The 20,180-nt window shown below is 59.2% G+C and carries 19 protein-coding genes; 13 read left to right on the forward strand and 6 right to left on the reverse strand.

The window, feature by feature from the left end; all coding sequences use genetic code 11:
* Positions 1-20: 20 nt before the first annotated feature.
* The gene (locus ACZ1GS_RS00855) at positions 21-386 is read right to left on the reverse strand and encodes a hypothetical protein (protein ID WP_472696618.1); all 366 of its coding nucleotides are present in this window, start codon (positions 384-386) and stop codon (positions 21-23) included.
* Positions 387-400: 14 nt separating this feature from the next.
* Here ACZ1GS_RS00855 and ACZ1GS_RS00860 point away from each other — a divergent pair, with 14 nt between their 5' ends.
* Positions 401-1,555 carry a serine hydrolase domain-containing protein gene (locus ACZ1GS_RS00860; RefSeq protein ID WP_472698045.1) on the forward strand — a complete coding sequence of 385 codons (1,155 nt, stop codon included), beginning with the start codon at positions 401-403 and terminating at the stop codon, positions 1,553-1,555.
* A gap of 259 nt (positions 1,556-1,814) precedes the next feature.
* On the opposite strand, the gene ACZ1GS_RS00865 is transcribed toward ACZ1GS_RS00860, so the two are convergent.
* Positions 1,815-2,648, reverse strand: coding sequence for a PhzF family phenazine biosynthesis protein (locus ACZ1GS_RS00865; protein WP_472696619.1), 834 nt, complete (start codon positions 2,646-2,648; stop codon positions 1,815-1,817).
* Positions 2,645-3,223 carry a pyridoxamine 5'-phosphate oxidase gene (gene pdxH, locus ACZ1GS_RS00870; protein ID WP_472696620.1) on the reverse strand — a complete coding sequence of 193 codons (579 nt, stop codon included), beginning with the start codon at positions 3,221-3,223 and terminating at the stop codon, positions 2,645-2,647. Before pdxH ends, ACZ1GS_RS00865 begins: the two co-directional genes overlap by 4 nt.
* 186 nt (positions 3,224-3,409) lie before the next feature.
* On the opposite strand from pdxH, the gene katG reads away from it, so the two are divergent.
* Positions 3,410-5,605 (forward strand): catalase/peroxidase HPI, encoded by a 2,196-nt coding sequence (gene katG, locus ACZ1GS_RS00875; RefSeq protein ID WP_472696621.1) that lies wholly within the window; start codon positions 3,410-3,412, stop codon positions 5,603-5,605.
* A 191-nt stretch (positions 5,606-5,796) separates the two neighbouring features.
* Here katG and ACZ1GS_RS00880 read toward each other — a convergent pair whose 3' ends face one another.
* Both ACZ1GS_RS00880 and ACZ1GS_RS00885 read right to left on the reverse strand, forming a co-directional pair.
* Positions 5,797-6,351 carry a hypothetical protein gene (locus tag ACZ1GS_RS00880; RefSeq protein WP_472696622.1) on the reverse strand — a complete coding sequence of 185 codons (555 nt, stop codon included), beginning with the start codon at positions 6,349-6,351 and terminating at the stop codon, positions 5,797-5,799.
* 55 nt (positions 6,352-6,406) lie between these two features.
* Positions 6,407-6,856, reverse strand: coding sequence for a response regulator (locus ACZ1GS_RS00885; RefSeq protein WP_472696623.1), 450 nt, complete (start codon positions 6,854-6,856; stop codon positions 6,407-6,409).
* Between the two features lie 240 nt (positions 6,857-7,096).
* Between ACZ1GS_RS00885 and ACZ1GS_RS00890 the strand changes: the two genes are divergently transcribed.
* Positions 7,097-7,534, forward strand: a complete 438-nt coding sequence (locus tag ACZ1GS_RS00890; RefSeq protein ID WP_472696624.1) for a GFA family protein — start codon at positions 7,097-7,099, stop codon at positions 7,532-7,534.
* A 42-nt stretch (positions 7,535-7,576) separates the two neighbouring features.
* On the opposite strand, the gene ACZ1GS_RS00895 is transcribed toward ACZ1GS_RS00890, so the two are convergent.
* Positions 7,577-8,257: a cyclic nucleotide-binding domain-containing protein gene (locus ACZ1GS_RS00895; protein WP_472696625.1), complete on the reverse strand. Its 681-nt coding sequence runs from the start codon at positions 8,255-8,257 to the stop codon at positions 7,577-7,579.
* A 149-nt stretch (positions 8,258-8,406) separates the two neighbouring features.
* Here ACZ1GS_RS00895 and ACZ1GS_RS00900 point away from each other — a divergent pair, with 149 nt between their 5' ends.
* The 10 genes from ACZ1GS_RS00900 to ACZ1GS_RS00945 all read left to right on the forward strand — a co-directional run bounded on the left by ACZ1GS_RS00900 (position 8,407) and on the right by ACZ1GS_RS00945 (position 19,969).
* Entirely contained in the window at positions 8,407-9,555 is a 1,149-nt protein-coding gene (locus ACZ1GS_RS00900) for a BCCT family transporter (protein WP_472696626.1), read from the forward strand.
* Positions 9,556-9,560: 5 nt separating this feature from the next.
* Complete coding sequence (gene betA / locus ACZ1GS_RS00905; protein WP_472696627.1) at positions 9,561-11,285, forward strand: choline dehydrogenase; 1,725 nt, start codon at positions 9,561-9,563, stop codon at positions 11,283-11,285.
* 65 nt (positions 11,286-11,350) lie between these two features.
* The gene (locus tag ACZ1GS_RS00910; RefSeq protein ID WP_472696628.1) at positions 11,351-11,818 is read left to right on the forward strand and encodes an ABA4-like family protein; all 468 of its coding nucleotides are present in this window, start codon (positions 11,351-11,353) and stop codon (positions 11,816-11,818) included.
* Between the two features lie 68 nt (positions 11,819-11,886).
* Complete coding sequence (locus ACZ1GS_RS00915) at positions 11,887-12,804, forward strand: DnaJ C-terminal domain-containing protein (protein ID WP_472696629.1); 918 nt, start codon at positions 11,887-11,889, stop codon at positions 12,802-12,804.
* 224 nt (positions 12,805-13,028) lie between these two features.
* Positions 13,029-13,838 carry a YihY/virulence factor BrkB family protein gene (locus ACZ1GS_RS00920; protein WP_472696630.1) on the forward strand — a complete coding sequence of 270 codons (810 nt, stop codon included), beginning with the start codon at positions 13,029-13,031 and terminating at the stop codon, positions 13,836-13,838.
* A gap of 69 nt (positions 13,839-13,907) precedes the next feature.
* The gene (fabI, locus tag ACZ1GS_RS00925) at positions 13,908-14,711 is read left to right on the forward strand and encodes an enoyl-ACP reductase FabI (protein ID WP_472696631.1); all 804 of its coding nucleotides are present in this window, start codon (positions 13,908-13,910) and stop codon (positions 14,709-14,711) included.
* A 142-nt stretch (positions 14,712-14,853) separates the two neighbouring features.
* Positions 14,854-15,921 (forward strand): chorismate synthase, encoded by a 1,068-nt coding sequence (gene aroC / locus ACZ1GS_RS00930; RefSeq protein ID WP_472696632.1) that lies wholly within the window; start codon positions 14,854-14,856, stop codon positions 15,919-15,921.
* An 11-nt stretch (positions 15,922-15,932) separates the two neighbouring features.
* Positions 15,933-17,732 (forward strand): SLC13 family permease, encoded by a 1,800-nt coding sequence (locus tag ACZ1GS_RS00935; RefSeq protein WP_472696633.1) that lies wholly within the window; start codon positions 15,933-15,935, stop codon positions 17,730-17,732.
* A gap of 96 nt (positions 17,733-17,828) precedes the next feature.
* Positions 17,829-19,067 carry a dicarboxylate/amino acid:cation symporter gene (locus ACZ1GS_RS00940; RefSeq protein ID WP_472696634.1) on the forward strand — a complete coding sequence of 413 codons (1,239 nt, stop codon included), beginning with the start codon at positions 17,829-17,831 and terminating at the stop codon, positions 19,065-19,067.
* Positions 19,068-19,336: 269 nt separating this feature from the next.
* Positions 19,337-19,969: an NAD(P)H-dependent oxidoreductase gene (locus tag ACZ1GS_RS00945; RefSeq protein WP_472696635.1), complete on the forward strand. Its 633-nt coding sequence runs from the start codon at positions 19,337-19,339 to the stop codon at positions 19,967-19,969.
* Positions 19,970-20,180: the final 211 nt, after the last annotated feature.

Genomic DNA, 20,180 nt, shown 5'->3' on the forward strand with positions numbered 1-20,180 from the left:
CTGACCCGATCGATCAGGGCTTATTGATCTGCTTCGTCCGGTGTCAGCATGACGCAGCCCCAGCCTTCGCGAAACTCCGCAGTTGCCGAAGCGAGCAGCGGCACCGAGGCGGTCACGCGCTTCTTCTCGTCGTCCAGCGACAGGCCGATGACTTCCATGCCCGGTTCGAAATCCTTTTCGCAGTCGGTCAGATCGCGCCCGCCAACATAATGGCAGGAACAGGCGACCCGGGCGCCATAGGCGGTGCCGATGCCAAGCTGGCCTTTGATAAAGCTGTAATTATAGGCAAAGACGGCAGCGAGGATGAGGGCGAACAGCGCGACTATGATCAGCGCCAGGCGGCGCTTCGATGACGGCGGTGCGGGATTGTCTTTTACAGTTGCCATAGGCGCTTCTATTGGTGCAACCCATGATCATGTACAAGTTGAAAATCGCTACCCTATCCGCCTTGGCTCTTGTGCTGTCCGGCTGCGCCGCCAGTGACGAAGCGGCGGTGCCGCGCGCCAAGACGGCGGAAGAGCTGGCTTATATATCGGACGCCAGCCCGATCAGCAAAAGCCGGCTGGATGCGGCCATTGCGCCGTTGTTCGAAGACCCGGCCATGGCCGAAACCCGTGCGGTGCTGATCATGCATCGCGGCGAGATTATCGCCGAGCGCTATGGCCAAGGCTATGACGAGGACACCCGGTTTATCAGCTGGTCGATGGCCAAGTCCTTTACCGGCGCGCTGATCGGTTTTCTGGTCGCCGATGGACGGCTGGTGCTCGACGATCCGGCGCCGGTCCCGGCCTGGCAACGCCCCGGTGATCCGCGCGGCGCGATCACCCTGCGCCAGCTGATCCACATGTCCTCCGGCCTTGATCATACCGAAGTCGCGGAGGAAAACGGCAAGACGCTCTATGAGGCCGATACCCAGCAGATGCTGTTTCTCGACGGGTCGGCCGACATGGCCGGCTATGCCGAAGCCCGCCCGATGGAGGCGGAGCCCGGAGAGAAGTTTGAATATAGCACCGCGACCAGCATGATCCTGGCCGATATCATCACCCGGACCTTGACCAGCAGCACCGATCCGCAAGTGCGCCGCAACGCCGCCATGCGGTTTATCCGCGGACGGTTGCTCGAGCCGCTCGATATGGACGGGACCTTCTTTGAATTTGATGCCAATGGCACGTTTCTCGGCGGCAGTATCATTCAGGCGAGCGCCCGCGACTATGCCAAATTTGGTGAATTTCTGCGCAATAATGGCGCGCGCAAGGGCGCGCAGCATTTGCCGGTCAACTGGGTGCAGTTCATGCGGACCTCGTCCGAAAATGATCCAGCCTATGGCGGGCATATCTGGCTCAACAAGCGGCGGCCGGAGGGGCGCAACCAGATCCTGTTCCCCGACATGGCACCCGATACGGTCTTCGCCGCGCTCGGGCATCTCGGCCAGCAGATTGTCGTTTCACCGGACCAGAAACTGACAGTGGTCCGGCTCGGCAAGACCCAGGATGATGTCAACCGACCGATGAGCGACCAGATTGGCCGGATCGTCGCCTTGTTCCCGGTCGAATAGGCAGGCTGTTCCAACCAAAGTTCACACAATTCACAGCCTGCAGATCCGAAGATTAGAGTTGTTTCAGGTTATTTTACAAATACTTGCCCTGGATTTGACATTTTCGGCCAAACCCGGGATGATATTTTTTCGACCTGAAAAGAACCGGAGCTGTGCCTAGCACGAAACGACCGATGTAGGACAGGCCCTGAACCGCAGCGGCTCGCTGCCATGGCTCCAGCTGGTCCGTTCGGAGCCCACCCTGCGAAGCGCGCCCAATCTAAAGGCGGAACTGCCCTTCCACGACGGTCACGCATTGTCCGCCGAGCCAGGCGCGGGGATTTTCGGCATCGTCTTCCAGGCGGCAGCGGACATAGCCGCCGCGCCCGCTGGCCTGATAGGCGGTGAACGCATCGCGCCCCAGCTGTTTGGCCCAGAATGGTGTCAGAACCGCATGGGCAGAGCCGGTCACGCTATCCTCATCGACCCCGGCGCCCGGCACAAAGACCCGGCTGAGCACATCGGTGTCGGTGCCCGGAGCGGTGCATATCAGCTGTTCATTGCCGCGCGCCGCGAGCGCCTTGAAATCGGGTTTGAGCGCCAGCACCGCATCGGCATCGGCATAGCGCAGCACATTATAGCGCCCCTCGTGAAACTGGGTCTCGACCGGTTCGCCGCCGACCAGGGCGGTGATTTCGGGCAGCGCCATCGGGGTCGGCGGATAGGCTGGCAGGTCGAGGGCATAGCCATCACCATCACGGACCATGGAAAGGATACCGGCCTGGCGGGTGCGGAAGGTCACCCGGTCTCGATCAGGGTCCTGCGCCAGAATGACATGACCGGAGGCCAGCGTGGCATGGCCGCACAAGGCGATCTCGATCGTTGGCGTGAACCAGCGCAGCTCATAGTCGGCTGCACCGGTCGCGTCCGGGATATAAAATGCGGTCTCGGCAAAATTATTCTCTTCGCCAATCGCCTGCATCACGGTGTCATCCAGCCAGGTCTCGAGCGGAATCACCGCGGCCTGGTTTCCGGCAAAGGGCCGGTCGGCAAAAGCATCGACGTGATAATAATGCAGGAAATTGTGGTTCGGGGTCGGCGGTGCGATGGTCATGGGTACAGCATTCCTTCTGTCCAGCTGTCGTCAGTACGGTCAAACGTCCGGCGCTCGTGCAGACGGTGGGCGCGATCCTGCCAGAATTCGAATCGTTGCGGGCGGAGCCGATAGCCTGACCAATGGGGCGGACGCGGGACCTCCTGACCATCGAAACGGGTCTGCATTTCGGCAAAGCGCGCTTCAAAGGTTGCGCGGCTGTCGAGCGGGCGCGATTGAGCAGACGCCCAGGCCCCCAGTTGCGAATCCCGGCTGCGCGTCGCGAAATAGGCATCGGCCACCGCGTCGGCGACCGTCGACAAGCGGCCCTCGATGCGAATTTGCCGGCGCAGACTTTTCCAGTGAAACAGGATAGCGGCCTGCGGATTGGCTGCAATATCGGCGGCCTTGCGGCTTTCCTGATTGGTGTAGAACACAAAGCCGTCCGGATCATGGCCTTTGAGCAAAACCATCCGGGCCGCCGGCTGGCCATCGGCATTGGCGGTCGCGATGGTCATCGCATTGCTGTCATTGGGCTCGGTTTCGCGAGCTTCGGCAAACCAGCTGTCAAACAGCGTGAAGGGATCCTGTGTCATACGCCCGCCTTATCAGCGTGCTAGAGGCGAGGAAAGAGAACTTGTTGGCTTTCCCGTGGCCGGCGGGCGCCGCCAAGATCGAGACTTAGTGGAAAAGCCACTCTCTCTAAAACATTATATTGGTTTAATCGATCAGTCGGTTGCTGATATACCGCGTGCAGATACAGATTAGGAAAGGACCCCGTCATGAACGAACTCAGCAAATGCCCGGTCATGGGCAGCGTCGGCAAAAATGCCGCATCAACCGAAATGTCCAACCCGAAATGGTGGCCCAACCAGCTCAACCTGAAGATATTGCACCAGAATCCGCCAGCGCTTGATCCGATGGGCGTGGAATATGACTATGCCGCCGAGTTTGAAAGTCTCGATCTCGATGCGCTGGCCAAGGATGTCGATGCGCTGATGGCCGACTCGCAGGATTGGTGGCCGGCCGACTATGGCCATTATGGTCCGTTTTTCATTCGCATGGCCTGGCACAGTGCCGGGACCTACCGGATTCAGGATGGTCGCGGCGGCGGCGGGTCCGGATCGCAACGTTTTGCACCGCTCAACAGCTGGCCCGATAATGGCAATCTTGACAAGGCCCGCCGTCTGTTGTGGCCGATCAAACAGAAATATGGCCGGAAACTCTCCTGGGCCGATCTGATGATCTTCGCAGGCAACCGGGCGCTCGAAACCATGGGCTTCAAGACCTTCGGCTTTGCCGGTGGCCGGGTCGACATCTGGGAGCCGGAAGAAGATATCTACTGGGGCCCCGAAACCGAATGGCTCGGGGACAAGCGGTATAGTGGCGACCGTGCGCTGGAAGATCCGCTCGGTGCCGTTCAAATGGGTCTGATCTACGTCAATCCGGAAGGCCCCAATGGCAATCCCGATCCGCTCGCTTCGGCCTTTGACATTCGCGACACTTTTGCGCGCATGGCGATGAATGACGAGGAAACCGTGGCGCTGGTGGCCGGCGGTCACACCTTCGGCAAGGCGCATGGCGCGGCCGATCCCGATCAATATGTCGGCCGCGAACCGGAAGGCGCAAGCCTCTCCGAGCAGGGCCTCGGCTGGACCAACAGTTTCGGCAGCGGTGCTGGCGACGACACGATTACCAGCGGCATTGAAGGCGCGTGGACGGTCAATCCGGTGCAGTGGGACAATGGCTATTTTGATGTCCTGTTCGGCTATGACTGGGAATTGACCAAGAGTCCGGCCGGTGCCCATCAATGGACCCCGACGGCGGCGTCAAACGCCGATCAACCGCCGGCCGCCCATGATGCCAGCAAAACCCAGCCGCTGATGATGACGACGGCAGACATGGCGATGAAAATGGATCCGGACTATGCCGTGATCGCAAAACGGTTCCATGAAAATCCCGACGAATTTGCCGATGCTTTTGCCAAAGCCTGGTTCAAGCTGACGCACCGCGACATGGGTCCCTATGAACTGGGACTGGGTGCGATGGTGCCGGCCGAACCGCAGCTCTGGCAGGATCCGATTCCGGCGGTCACCCATGACCTGATTGACGATGCCGATATTGCCAGCCTCAAGGATCAGATCCTCGCCAGTGGCTTGACCGTATCGCAACTGGTCGCGACGGCCTGGGCCTCGGCGTCGACCTTCCGGGGGTCCGACAAGCGCGGCGGCGCCAACGGGGCGCGTATCCGTCTCGCTCCGCAAAAGGACTGGGAGGCCAATCAACCGGCCCAGCTGCAAACCGTATTGGCCGCGCTGGAGACCATCCAGGCGCAGTTCAACGCGGCGCAAACGGGCAAGCAGGTGTCGCTCGCTGACCTGATCGTTCTTGGCGGTAGCGCCGCGATTGAACAGGCGGCCAAGGTTGCTGGTCATGACCTGACCGTGCCCTTTACCCCTGGCCGGACTGATGCGGCGCAAGAGGATACCGATGTCGAATCCTTTAAGGCCCTGGAACCGCAAGCCGACGGGTTCCGCAACTTCATGAAAGAAGGATGCACCATCCCGGCGGAAAAAATGCTGCTCGACCGGGCCCAGCTGCTGACTCTCAGCGCGCCGGAAATGACCGTATTGATCGGCGGCCTGCGGGTGCTCGATACCAATCATGGCCAGTCGTCCCTGGGTGTGTTCACGGACCGGCCCGGCGCCTTGACCAACGACTTTTTCGTCAATCTGGTCGATATGGAAACCGGCTGGGGGGCAACGTCGGAAGCCGAAACCGTCATCGAGGGCCGGGATCGCACCAGCGGTGATCTCAAATGGATCGGCAGCCGCGCCGACATGGTCTTTGGCTCCAACTCGCAATTGCGGGCGCTGGCCGAAGTCTATGCCGCCGACGATGCCAAGGCCAAATTTGTCGAGGATTTTGTCGCGGCCTGGACCAAGGTGATGACCCTGGACCGCTTTGACCTCGACTGAGCGTCGCGGCCTGAACGCTGACTTGGCGCGCCGCGCGGCGTGTCGATGAAAGCACTGGCCGGTTCGCCCGGCCGTCTGCAAGGCCCATCGGTTGTTTCTTCCTCCATCGCAACCGGTGGGCCGCAGAAAAAATCCCGGGCAAAGCGCAAAGGCGCGATGTTCTCGGTTAAGCCCCGCCGGGCCACTGGCCGCTACCAAAGATCGATTTTGCGCTGAATTCCGTTCACGTCCACCGTGGTTTCCGCATCGCCATTGATCACCTTCGCCGACCCGGATGAAAAGCCGCCGAGATCGAACAGGTTTATCGAAACATCCTTCAACCGGGCCTTGTTCACACAGACAAATTCAATATCGAAACTGACAATCCATTCGCCGTCCTGTTTGAAAATGCTCTCGCTGCCTTCGTCATATCGACAGCCCGCCGTGGGGGTGAAGGCAAAATGCGAACCGACCGAAGCTTCAATGCCTTCGATATCGGGATTGATCGCTGCCGAAAGCCGCGCGCGCAGGTCCCGATAGTCCTGAAAATCAGGCACGCCATGATTGCGGGCCGGCAAATCCAGGTCCGATGTGACGCCATAATTGGCCATGGGCGATTCAATGACCACGCCGACAAAATCGGGATCCACCACGAACACCAGACGGACCGGGCCGGTGCCTTCGATCGGGGGACTGACGGGCTGCGCCTGGGACGCGGAACCGATCAGAAGAGCGGCCATGAGTGCGGGCATAAATCTGAACATCATGCGGCGTCTTATCATATTGTTGCCGCCGGAACCACCGCGCCCTGGCCGGCTTTTGCTACAGCGCTGCGTCTCGCACGGCTTTGCGGCCGGTCCATTTCTTGAGCGTGTTTCTGAGCGCATCCATCATAACAGGTTTGGCGATGTGATCCTGGAGACCGGCTGCTTTTCCTTTGGCAATGGTCGCCGAGTCATCATCGATGGAGACCGCAATAATCGGCAGATTTTGTTCGGTTAGACCGAGCACCCGGATCGATTGCGCGGTGATAAACCCGTCCATTCTGGGCATGTCCAGATCGGTCAGTACCAGATCATACATCCAGCCTTCCGACAGGGCTGAGCTCAACAGAACCAGCGCGTTTAGTCCATCGCTGGCGACGGTTGAGATATAGCCCATGCGATTCACCATTTCTGCCATCATCACTTGGCTGACATGATCGTCCTCGATGATCAGGACATGGGGTTTGGCGGTGCCGGAACGGGGCGCCTTAACGTCTAATTGTGTCATCGGCTATGTAGTCTTCGTCTTTCTTTTGGGGATATGAGGAGCGCCATTCGGTCGGCTGTGAAACCCCCGGCGATCCATTTCCTCCCGTCTGGCGTGTTACACATCGTTAAGCACAGAAAGTTAGATTCGCTCCAACAAACAGGGTGATGAAAAAAATAACGTGCCGGAAACATCTTGTTAAACTGTTCGCCGATGCCGGGTTCAGCTATCGTCTCCGGAACGCATGAGGAGAAAACCGGCATGATCAAACAGCCTCCCCTGGAAGCCCGTTGCCATTGCGGTGCGATTGGCGTGACGATTGCGCAGCGTCCGGATTATATGCAGGATTGCGATTGCAGCTTGTGCCGCAAGAGCGGCGGTATCTGGGGCTATTTTGATCCAGCGGACGTGACGGTTTCAGGAGCCGGTCAGGGCTATACGCGCCGGGATTATCCCGAGCCGGCGGTCGAAATCCGCTTCTGCGACCGCTGCGGCGCAACCACGCACTGGATTTTGACTGAAGCCTTTGTCGCCAGCAGCGGACAGAATGATCGCATGGGCGTGAATATGAAGCTGTTTGAGGGCAGTGATCTGACCGGCGTCGAACTGCGGTTTCCCGATGGCAAGAACTGGTTTGGTGAGGGCACATTCGGATTTCGCCGCGCGCCGGTCATCATCGGAGATGATTATCGATTCTGAGCGGGCATCCAGTCCCTCAAACCGATTGCGTCAGCCGGGCCTTCAAACCGCAATCTGTTGGACGCTGTCGATTTGCGGCTGAATGCTGGTCGCCAGCTTGTCTGCCAGATCGCGGCTCAGCAGCGCCATCATGGCATTTTCGAACGCGGTTGACTTGGCCATCAAGGCGGTGATCGCGGCGCTGTCCCATTCAACATAGTCGGTTCCGGCCGGAGCGGTGACCGTCGCGGTGGGCAAGCCGTCGAGAACAAAGGCGATCTCACCGATAAATGTGCCGGCCTGCAGCGTGAAGCTGTGCGCCCCTTTTTCCGCCTGAACCGCGCCATCGATGATATAATAGAGCTTTGTCAGAGGCTGTTTTTCGGCGGTCAGCGTCACCGGCTGATCGGCCATGGCCCAGCGACCGATCTTGAGCAGCTGGCGAAACTGGCCGGGGCTGAACCCTTCAAAAGCCTGAAACAGCTGTCGTTCCTGTGGACTCAGCGCAAACATCGTGCGTTCGAGGATGATCCGGAACAGCACGATGATATTGGCCAGCGTCAAGATCGCGGTCGAGATAATCGCATCCCATAGCGGGATGGCGGGGTAGAAGAAATAATAGAGCAGATAGAAGAACGAGCCTGCCAGCACGAGCAATCGCAGCCGCAATTCGTCACGGATGAGAAAAGCGACAATATAGAGCAACGCACCGGCGTGGATCAGCAAGGCTGTATTATAGTCCACCGCACAGCCCCCTTCGCTGTTTCTGACACCATCCGCAAAAAATCGCTATCGCACCCATAAAGAGGCGGTTAGGGTTTGAAAAGCCTAGTAAACTGTCCGGCGTTCCAGTGCAGGTTGCGCGGCGCCAACACGATTGTCAGGAATGCCATTTGCCCCTTGCGCATATCATATTGACCGCTGCAATCCTGATCACCCTGTTGAGTTCGGTCTTTCTGGTGCTGCGTTACCGCCATTTGAAAATGGTCGGCGCGCAACCGAGCAGCCTCCTGGCCTTTATCGCCATCCTGTTCACATCCGGCCTTGATGTTGGTCTGATCATGTTTCCGCTGACCGAATTCCCGACCTATGCAACCGAAACGCCCTATGCCTTCACCAATCCGCTGGCGATTGAGTTCGGGTTCTGGGGCTTTCTGGTCTGGGGCTTTTATTTTCTCACCACATTCTATTTTTGCGTCATCGAACCGCGGCTCAAGCTGTTTGAAATTGGCTGGGTGAAACTGGTCAATAATGTTGTGATCATCAGTACCTGCGCGTTTACCGGCTTCCTCTTTTTCAGTTACTTGCCCACTTATATCACCGATATTGCGCCGGCTGCGCGCTATGCGCTGGTTGGACTGGTCGTCCTCGCTGCGGTTTGTTCGAGCACCGACCTGCGTTTTGTCCAATGGCTGAGCTTTGCCTCCTTTGCTCTGTTTCTCGCTCTGGCGGTCACAATGCTGTTCGCCAGTCAAATGGGCGCCGCTGACATGGTCGAGAGCGGCCGCAAGCTCGGCGGCTATTTCGCCAATCTGCATCGGTTTGTCGCGCCGCTAACCGATTACCACGCCTTCTACCTATTCTGGTGGTTCGCCTGGAGCATCATGATCGGCCAGTTTGTCGCGCGCTTTGTCGGCGGGCTGACGCCGCCGCAATTGCTGGGCGCCTTGTTGATCCTGCCCTCTGTTCCGATCGCCTTGTGGTTTGCCATCCTCTATCATTATCATGCAGAGGCGCTGGTCCTGACCGGGGGGCTGCAGGCCGCGATGGTGGTTGTGGGCATCATCTTCGTGATCAATTCCCTCGACTCGCTGACCCGGCTCTATTCGGAGAATCTCGACCTCACCGTCGACCGGTTGGGGACGGAGAAATATGTGCTGCTGCACTGGAGCCTGCTCTGCGGGTTGATCCTGCTCTACCAGTTCACCCCGCTCAAGATCGAATGGATCGGCATGGTCGTGATCGGTCTCTATGGCGCGATCTATGCTTTGGCCTTCCAACGGAGCGACCGGCTGGCTAGGGCGATCGCAGGAAAGGACTAGCAGACATGGCGGTCACAACGGATTCCGAATGGGATTATATCATTATCGGGGCTGGCTCCGCGGGATGTGTGCTGGCCAACCGGCTGACCGCGGACGGGGCGCATCGGGTGTTGTTGCTCGAAGCCGGCGGTCAGGCGCGCGATATCCTGATCGATATGCCCACCGCCTTGTCTTATCCGATGGCATCGGAAAAATATAACTGGGGCTATGATTCCGCGGCAGAACCCGGTCTCGACGGGCGGCAGATTTCCTGCCCCCGCGGCAAGGGGCTTGGGGGTACATCGGCGATTAATGGCATGGTCTATGTGCGCGGGCATCGCTGTGATTTCGAGGAATGGACGGACGCGGGCGCGGAGCAGTGGGATTATGCCCATTGCCTTCCTTATTTCAAACGGTCGGAAACCTGGCAGGGCGGCGCGGATGTCTATCGCGGCGGCGCGGGGCCGCTGGGGGTCAGTGGCGGCAATAACATGACCGGCAACCCGCTCTATCAGGCGTTTATAGATGCTGGCGTCGAGGCCGGCTATCCGCATACCGAGGACTATAACGGATTCCGCCAGGAAGGTTTTGGCGCGATGCACATGACCGTTGCGGGCGGTGTCCGGCAATCAACCAAGCGGGCCTATCTGCAACCCGCGCAGCACCGCCCCAATCTGACGGTCTGGACCGGGGCGGTGGTCGATCATATCGGCTTTGCCACGGATGATAGCGGAGAGGGTCGGGCCAAGCGCGCAGACCATGTCGTGCTGACCCATGATGGCGTGCAAAAGACGATCCGTGCCGGTCGCGAGATCATCCTGTCCGCAGGGGCGATTGCCTCGCCGGCAATCCTGCAACGTTCTGGTGTCGGGGCTCCGGCCGTGCTGGCGGCGGCGGGGGTGGTGACCGTGCATGCGCTGCCCGGCGTCGGGGAAAATCTGCAGGACCATCTCGAAGTCTATTTCCAGTTTCACTGCACCCAGCCGATCAGCCTGAATAGCAAATTGGGATGGCTCAGCAAGCTGTGGATCGGGGCGCGCTGGTTCTTTTTCAAATCGGGACTGGGCGCGACCAATCATTTTGAATCCTGCGCGTTCATCCGGTCAACAACCAGCCGCAAATCCCCCGACATCCAGTATCATTTTCTGCCCGCCGCGATCCGCTATGACGGCACGCCGTCGCTCAAAGGTCATGGGTTCCAGGTGCATGTTGGCCCCAACAAACCGAAAAGCCGTGGCCATGTGCATATCCGATCGGCCGCAGCCATGGCGGTGCCGGACATTTTGTTCAACTATTTGCAGCATGAAGATGATATCGCGGTGTGGCGCCACTGCATTCGCCTGACCCGCGAGATTATCGCCCAGCCGGCGATGGACGCCTATCGCGGTGCGGAACTCCAGCCCGGCGCGGATGTGCAGAGCGATGCCGAGATTGATGCCTGGGTGAAAGAGAATGTCGAAAGCGCCTATCATCCTTGCGGAACCTGCAAAATGGGCGCGGCAGACGATCCCGGAAGCGTGGTCGACAGCGCGTGCCGGGTGATCGGCGTGGACGGGCTGCGGGTTGTCGATGCGTCGGTCTTTCCGACCGTCACCAATGGCAATATCAATGCACCGACGATCATGGTCGCGGAACGCGTGTCCGACATGATCCTTGGCCATGCCCTGTTGCCACCCTCCGATGCGCCGAGCTGGATGGATGACCAGTGGCAAAGCCGGCAACGGCCAGGGGAACCGGTCCGCGCGGTTTGAGCAGCATGCGCTTTTGCGCAATTTCATGTTCGCCGGTTTCGTGCTAGTCGCTGGGCAACAAGGAAATGGGGCAGGATGACATGGACTGGGAACTGATTTTCACACTTACCAACAGCTGGGCTTTGCTGATGTGGCTGATCCTCGCGCTGGCGCCGCGCCGGGATATTGTTCTGAAGGGCCTGTTTTACGGCGGTGTCGGTTTGCTGTCGCTGACCTATGCGGTGATCATCATTCCGCTGATGACCAGTATGATCGAGGGCGGCGGAGAAGGCAGTTTCTCGACCCTGGCCGGTGTCCAGGCCCTGTTGTCCAGTGAAGGCGGCGCGACGATTGGCTGGATCCACTATCTCGCCTTCGATCTGTTTGTCGGCCTGTGGGTGGCCCGCAATGCGGATACTTACGGATTTGCACGCTGGCTGCAGATACCGATATTATTCTTCGTGCTGATGCTCGGGCCCTTTGGTCTGACGCTTTATTTGCTGGTGCGCGCATCGCGCCACAATAGAGTTGCAGATGCCGTAGTACCTCAATAAGACACTGGTTGAAATAGGCGTCCGATCACCCAATGTTATACAGGGTAAGGAGTTGAAAAGGTAGAGTAATGGCAGATCCATATCAGGCACTGGGCGTGGCCAAAGGCGCGAGCGAGAAGGAGATTAAGAGCGCCTATCGCAAGCTGGCCAAGGAGCTCCACCCCGACCGCAACAAGGATAATCCCAAGGCAACGGAACGGTTTTCCGATGTCACCAAAGCCTATGACCTGCTGCTGGACAAGGACAAGCGGGCGCAATTTGACCGCGGCGAGATTGATGCCGACGGCAATCCGGCCGGTTTCGGCTTTGGCGGCGGGGCCGGCGGCGCCTATAATCGCGGGGCGGGCGGCCAGCAGTTTGATTTCGGCAATGATGGCGCGGATTTTGGGGATATTTTCGAAGGCCTGTTTGGCGGCGGCGGGCGGTCATCCCCGTTCGGCTCGCGCCAGCGTAGCGCGCCACCGCCCAAGGGCGCCAATGTTTCCTATCGGCTCAAGGTCGAGTTTATCGCCGCGGCGACCCTCGACAAACAGCGGATCACGCTGGAAGACGGCAAAACCATTGATCTCAGCCTGCCCAAGGGCGTCGAGGAAGGCACACAAATGCGGCTCGCCGGAAAAGGCCGTCCGGGCGCCGGCGGAGCGGGCGATGCGATTGTGACGATCCACATCAACAGCCATCCCTTTTATGAACGCGATGGCGATAATGTAACGCTGGAGTTGCCGATCAGCCTCAAGGAAGCGGTCGAAGGTGCCAAGATCAAGGTCCCGACGGTCGATGGACCGGTCATGCTGTCGATTCCCAAGGGATCCGAATCCGGCAAGACCCTGCGGCTCAAGGGGCGGGGCTTTCACAAGAAATCCGGTGGTCGCGGTGACCAGCTGGTGATTTTGATGATCGATCTGCCGGAGGATGATGCCGCGCTGGCCGAATTTGTGAAAAATTGGGACGGCGCCGGCAATCCGCGCGGACATATGGGCGTTTAGCCTTGGCCGGTGGAGCCTCCGACCCGGTTTCCGGCCTCTTAGCGGCGGTGCGGTGCCGTTGGTCCGATGTCTGAAGCTTCCCCCTATCCCCAGAAGCGCGCCGTCAGGACCGCAGCGCGGCGGAAACGGACTCTGGTCAGCGCCGGTCGCGCGCGGCGGAAGAACTGGCCAGCGAACCGCTGCCGCGCCAGGTCATCTCTGTCGTCAAGCGCACCGCGGTCGGCGTGTATAGCGACGGCTTCACCTTTGCCGGCAATTTTGCCTATCTCGCGCTGCTGGCGGTGTTTTCCTTTTTCATCGTCGCCGCGGCGATTGCCGGCAGCGTTGGCCAGACCACCGTCGGCACCAATTTTGTCGAGGCGTTTCTGCAGACCGTTCCGCCGTCGGTCGCCAATGCGCTGCACGACCCGATCAATGACGCGATGGGCGCGCGGACGGGCCCGTTGCTGTGGTTCAGCGCGGCGGTGGGTTTATGGACCACCGCGAGCCTGATCGAGACGATCCGCGAAATTCTCCATCGCGCCTATGGCGTGCAGGCGCAGCGGGCGTTCTGGGAATATCGCCTGACCTCGGTGGGCCTGATCATCCTGTCGGTCTTTTTCGCCATGCTGGCGTTGAGCGCGCAATTTGTCGTCGCGGCGCTGACCGGGTTTCTCGGGGAATATTTTCCGGGCCTCGAAACCGATGGCTTGTGGTTGTCGCTGTCCAATGCGCTGCCGTTCATCACCTTGTTCATAACGCTCTATCTGCTGTTCCGGCTGCTCACCCCGCGCCAATATCGGCCGCGCCATTATCCGAAATGGCCTGGCGCGGTGTTCATCAGCGGCTGGTGGCTGGCGATTACCGGGTTGTTGCCGCTGTTCCTGAAATATGCCGCCAATTATCAACTCACCTATGGCAGTCTTGCCGGGGTGATGATCACGCTGATCTTCTTCTATCTCATCGGACTGGGCATGGTGATCGGGTCGGAGCTCAACGCGGCGCTCGCCGACCGGCCGGGACGGATCGAAACCGATTCGGAAGAGGCGCTGTGATGATTTGCTGGAAAATCAACTCGCTGGCGGCTATCTAGGGCGCAATAGGTTAGAGCAAAAGGACCATCTATGAACCAAATTATGAAGGGCAAGCGCGGCCTGATCATGGGCTTGGCGAACAAGAAATCCCTCGCCTGGGGTATTGCCCAGAAGCTGTCCGAAGCGGGCGCGGAACTGGCGATCAGCTATCAGGGCGAAGTCATGGCCAAACGGGTCAAACCGCTGGCGGAAGAACTGAACTGTGATTTCCTGCTGGATTGCGATGTCTCCGACATGGATCAACTCGACAGTACATTTGCCGAACTGGCGGAAAAATGGCCGACCATCGACTTTGTCGTTCATGCGATCGGGTTCACCAATAAAGAAGCCCTGCGCGGCAAATATTTCGATGTCACGTTGGATGATTTCCTGATGACGATGAATATCAGCGTCTACAGTTTCACCGCCGTCGCCAAGCGCGCAGCCGCGATGATGGAACCCGGCGGATCCATGCTGACCCTGTCCTATTATGGCGCGGAAAAGGTCATTCCTCATTACAACGTCATGGGCGTCGCCAAGGCGGCGCTGGAGACCTCGGTCAAATATCTCGCCAATGATGTCGGGCCGGATGGCATCCGGGTCAATGCGATTTCCGCTGGTCCGATCAAGACGCTGGCGGCATCGGGTATTGGAGATTTCCGCTATATTCTGAAATGGAACGAATATAATGCGCCGCTGCGCCGCAATGTGACGATCGATGATGTCGGGTCTTCGGCGCTCTATTTCCTGTCCGATCTGTCCTCTGGCGTGACCGGGGAAACCCATCATGTCGACGGCGGCTATCATGTGGTTGGCATGAAGCAGGAAGACGCGCCCGATATCGCGCTGGACTGACCGTTAGCGCGCCACGGCGGCGTGGTTTGTCACCGCTTCGCTATCGCGCGCTTTGGCTTGACGAGACCGCCCAAAAGCCGCAGTCAGGACAAGGATTTTTCGCGTCCGCCTTTGGCCGTCTGCAAAACATGAGTGGGGATCAATGAGTTTCAACAGTTTTGGCCATGTTTTCCGCTTTTCCACCTGGGGGGAAAGCCACGGACCCGCGCTCGGCGCCGTGGTTGATGGCTGCCCGCCCGGCCTGCCGCTGAGCGAATCCGATATTCAGCCCTATCTGGATGCCCGGCGCCCGGGTCAGTCCAAATATACCACCCAGCGACAGGAACCCGATCAGGTGAAAATCCTGTCCGGTGTGTTCGAAGGCAAGACCACCGGGACACCGATTGCGCTGACCATCGAAAATGTCGACCAGCGGTCGAAGGACTATTCCGAAGTCGCCAAAGCCTATCGTCCTGGCCATGCCGACTATGCCTATGACAGCAAATATGGCTTTCGCGACTATCGTGGCGGCGGGCGCTCCAGTGCCCGCGAAACCGCTGCCCGCGTCGCCGCAGGTGCGGTCGCGCGGCTGGCGCTGCCGGAAGTTGCGATTCGCGCCTGGGTTGCGGAAATCGGCGGAGATGCGATTGATATGGCGCAATTTGATACCGACGAAATTGACCGCAATCCGTTTTTCTGTCCTGATGCCGCAGCGGCCAAACGGTGGGAGCAGCTGGTCGACGACGCGCGCAAGGACGGCAGCAGTCTTGGCGCAATCATCGCCTGTGAAGCAACCGGCGTGCCCGCGGGCTGGGGCGCACCGGTCTATGCCAAGCTGGACAGCGAACTGGCCGCCGCGATGATGACGATCAATGCCACCAAAGGGGTCGAGATTGGCGATGGTTTCGCAGCCGCACGGCTCCGCGGCGAGGATAATGCCGACCGCATGCGGCCCGGCACGGAGGGCCCGCAATTCCTGTCCAATCACAGCGGCGGTACGGCCGGCGGGATTTCGACCGGGCAACCGGTCTTCTGCCGCGTGGCGTTCAAACCAACCAGTTCTATCCTGACCCCGGTCGAGACGATTACCCGCGACGGCGAGGCGACCGAGATCATGACCAAGGGGCGGCATGATCCCTGTGTCGGGATTCGCGGCGTGCCGGTGGTCGAGGCGATGATGGCGCTGGTGCTGGCCGATCAGAAACTGCTGCACAGAGCGCAATGCGGATGAGCCGGTTCTAGATGATTGACCTCGTCCTTCATGTCATTGATGACTATATCCAGGCGCACAAGGCGATTATTGGTCTGGTTATTCTGGTGTTCCTGTTCATCGGCTTTTTCATGGAGCGTTTTCCGGCGGCGGTGGTCGCGGTGCTCGGCGCCTGCATGTTCCTGTTTCTCGGAATCATCGATTCCGACGGGCTGTTTTCGGTCTTTTCGAACACCGCACCGATCACCATTGCCGCGATGTTCATCCTGTCCGGAGCGCTGCTCCGCACGGGCACGATTGATGCGATTGCCGGGTTCATTATCGAGCGCGCGAAGAAACATCCGAAGCTGGCGGTGGTCGAGATGTTTCTCGGCGCCTTTGTCGCTTCGGCCTTCATGAACAACACGCCGGTGGTGCTGGTGCTGATCCCGATCATCATCCGGCTGTCCCGGGCGACCGGAATCTCGTCGAAGAAGCTGCTGATCCCGCTGAGTTTCATCTGCATTCTCGGCGGCACCACGACCTTGATCGGAACCTCGACCAACCTGATCGTCGATGCGGTGGCGCGGGATACCGGGATGGCTGGCTTCGGGATTTTTGAAATCTCCCCATATGGACTGGTCGCGGCGGTGGCCGGCACCATCATGATGGCCCTATTCAGCAGCTGGCTCTTGCCTGGCGGGCAGGTCGGCGGGGCTTTTGCGAGCAGCGATGAAAGTAATTTTCTGACCGAATTGACGGTCCGGAACCGGTCGACCGCGATCGGCAAGAAGCTGTCGGAAGTGCCGATTTTCCGGCGCACCAATGTCAGCGTGTCGGCGATCAAGCGGCTGAGCAGCTATATTCGTCATGATCTCGAGGATCACGAATTGCGCGCCGGCGACCGGATCGTGGTGCGGCTGGACCTCGCCGAGCTGGTATCGATGCGCTCCTCGGACGATTTCAAGGTTGGCATTGTCCGCTCGGGCGATGTCGGCCCGCTGGGCGAGGAACTGGTTGAGGCGACGGTGGCTCCCAGCCATCCGAGCATCGGTAACCGGCTGTTCGATATTCCGTTTCTCGGCCAGCTCAATGTCCGCATCCTGGGCATGACCCGCTATCGCAACCTGCCGCGCTCCGACCTGACCAATGCCCGGATCCACGCCGCAGACCGCTTGCTGGTGACGGGCTCGAGTCAGGATATCCAGCGGATGTACGAAAACCCGAACCTGTTCGGTGTCGGTCAGACCAAGATCCGGGCCTTCCGCCGCGACCGCGCCCCGATTGCGATTGGCGCGCTGGTCGCCGTTGTTGTGCTGGCGGCGTTGAATATTATCCCGTTGGCCGTGGCGGCCATCCTCGCGGTCGGGGCTATCCTGCTCGCCCGCTGTATCGATGCCGAAGAAGCCTGGGGGTCAATTGACGGCAATGTGCTGGTGCTGATTTTCGGGATGCTCGCGGTGGGTCTGGGCCTGCAGCAGGCGGGCAGCGTCGATCTGATTGTCACCCAGCTCACGCCGCTGTTGCGCGATATTCCGCCCTGGGGTCTGGTCTTTGCAGTCTATGTGCTGTCGGTGATCATGACCGAGATTGTCACCAATAATGCGGTCGCGATCATCATCACGCCGATTGCGATCACGCTGGGGCAGGAACTGGGGGTCGACCCAAGACCGCTGGTCATTGCCGTGATGTTTGCCGCATCCGCCAGTTTTGCCACGCCGATTGGCTATCAAACCAACACGCTGGTCTATGCGGCGGGCAATTATCGCTTCACCGATTTCTTCAAGGCCGGCATTCCGCTGACCATCGGGGTGGGGCTGGCCACCTGTCTGGCGATCAGTTTCTGGATGTAAGCCGCGCGCGCCATGCCCGAAGTCGGAAACGCGCTTGCCCCGGACAAGCCGGCGCGATAGATCGCCTTAGTACAGAAAAAACGCGGGGAAGTGAAAATGCTGTCAACCTGGTTCAAAATACCTTTGTGGCAGCGAGTCATAGCCGCGCTTATCCTCGGTATCATCGCTGGGCTCGCCTGGGGACCGGAAGCGGAAACGATCAAATGGATCGGTGATTTCTTCATCAAGGCGATCAAGATGCTGGTCGTGCCGCTGATCTTCTTCTCGCTGGTCGCGGGCGTCGCGGCGCTCGGTGATCTGCGCAAACTGGGCAGCGTCGGGGGCAGGGCGATGATCCTGTTCGTGATCACCGGACAGATTGCCGCCTGGCTTGGCCTTGCCCTCGGAACCTTTTTCCAACCCGGAGCCGGCGTCGATACCAGCGCGATTGAAAAAGGGGAAACCCCGGCGCCCAATGAAACCAGTGCGGTCGACATGATCCTGTCGATCGTCCCGGACAGCCCGGTGCAGGTGATGGCCGACGTCCGCGTGCTGCCGCTGATCGTCTTTGCCTTGCTGATCGGTATCGGCATCTTAATGGCCAAGGAAGACGGCAAGCCGCTGGCGAAAATCTTCGATAGCGGTGCGATCGTGATGCAGAAGGTCACGATGATCGTGATGGAACTGACCCCCTTTGGCGTCTTTGCGCTGATGGCCTGGGTGGCCGGGACATTGGGTCTCGATGCGCTAATCTCGCTCGCGCAGCTGGTCGGCCTGAATTATCTCGGCTGCCTGCTGATCATCCTGGTGATCTATTCGGGGATGATCAAATTTATCGCCAAGCTGCCGGTGATCGATTTCTTCCGCGGGATCGTCGACGCGATTGCGGTGAGCTATTCAACCGCCTCGTCCAATGCGACGCTGCCGGTGACCCTGCGCTGCGTGGAACGCAATCTCGGGGTGAGCAATTCGGTTGCCAGTTTTGTCGTCTCGCTCGGGGCAACGATCAACATGAACGGCACCGCCATGTATCTCGGGCTCGCGACGCTGTTCGGCGCGCAGATTTTCGGCGTTGACCTGAGCTTTGGCGATTATGTACTGATCTCGATCACCTCGACTCTCGGCGCGATTGGCGCGGCCGGCATTCCCGGCGCGGGCCTGATCATGATGGCGCTGGTGTTCGGCAGCGTCGGCGTTCCGCTGGAGACCATTGCCTTTGTTGCCGGTGTCGACCGGATCATGGATATGATGCGCACCACCACCAATGTGTCGGGCGATGCGGCGGTAGCAACCACGGTGGCGGCGATGACGGGCGAGATTGATCGCGCGGAAATGATCTCGGCGGATGATGTTTAGGGCTGGCCCTCTATCGAGCGAACGACGGTAGATTGCTAGTGTCCGCCATGGGTGCGAAAGCGGATGGAACCGACGCCATCGATGTTGTTTTGCTGACGGCCCAATAGCGGAGGTTCATGTAGTGTCTGCTTTCGGCGCATCTGTGGACACGCCAACTATAGAGCCACCCGTTCGTATCATCCCAATTCGATGAATTGATTGCACTCGATCGGATGTCGTTTAGTGTGGACCATTCTCTTGGAACGACACATGTGGGGCAATCGACAAATATGCGCATAGTTTTGCTTGATGGTCATCCAGACGCGGGGCGATATTCCTCTCACCTCCTTCAGGTCTATGAGAATGCGCTTCCTTCCGATGCAATCGTCGAAAAGGTCGCCGTACGCGACATGCAGTTTTCACCAAATCTCCGGCACGGATATGCCAAACGGACGGAATGGGAGCCAGACGTTTCACGTTTGGCCGAACAGCTGGATGCATGCGATCATCTTGTTGTCAGCTTTCCGATGTGGTGGGGCAGCGAACCGGCCGAACTAAAGGGTTTGCTGGACCGCCTTTTGCTCCCCGGCTTTGCCTTCGCCTACCATGCCGATGATCCCTGGTGGGACAAATTGATGCAAGGTCGTTCCGCTGATGTCATCGCGACAATGGACACGCCACCGTTCTTCTTGCGCTTGACGTATGGCAATGCGCTGATCAAGCGCTGGAAACGGCAGGTTCTTGGTTTCTGCGGGTTCAAGCCGGTTCGGGTCTTGGCATGCGGCCCAATCAAGAAAGGAGGAGTTGAGGCGCGTTCAGAGAAATGGGAGCGGCAGATCAAAAAGATGGCGAGGTCGATCAATCCGTCTTCCAGTCACGCTAAACAGCCAAGACTGGAGCAGTTTCTCCACCGGGATCACTGAGAAATGTGGAGCAACGAATTGTCGTTCTCTGGATCAGGTCTCAGATTGGCGTCCCACAAAGGCCATCCACGCCAAACATGCTCCTGGTCTTGATCGGACCAATCGGTTCAAATAGGTCTTCAAGGAATTCTTTGTATTCGGGGCTGACAGACACCGCGTGCTCCCATGATTCGAAAATGTGTGATCGTACACTGATTCAACCGCTCTTTCT

Source organism: Parasphingorhabdus sp. W113 (assembly GCF_055693205.1).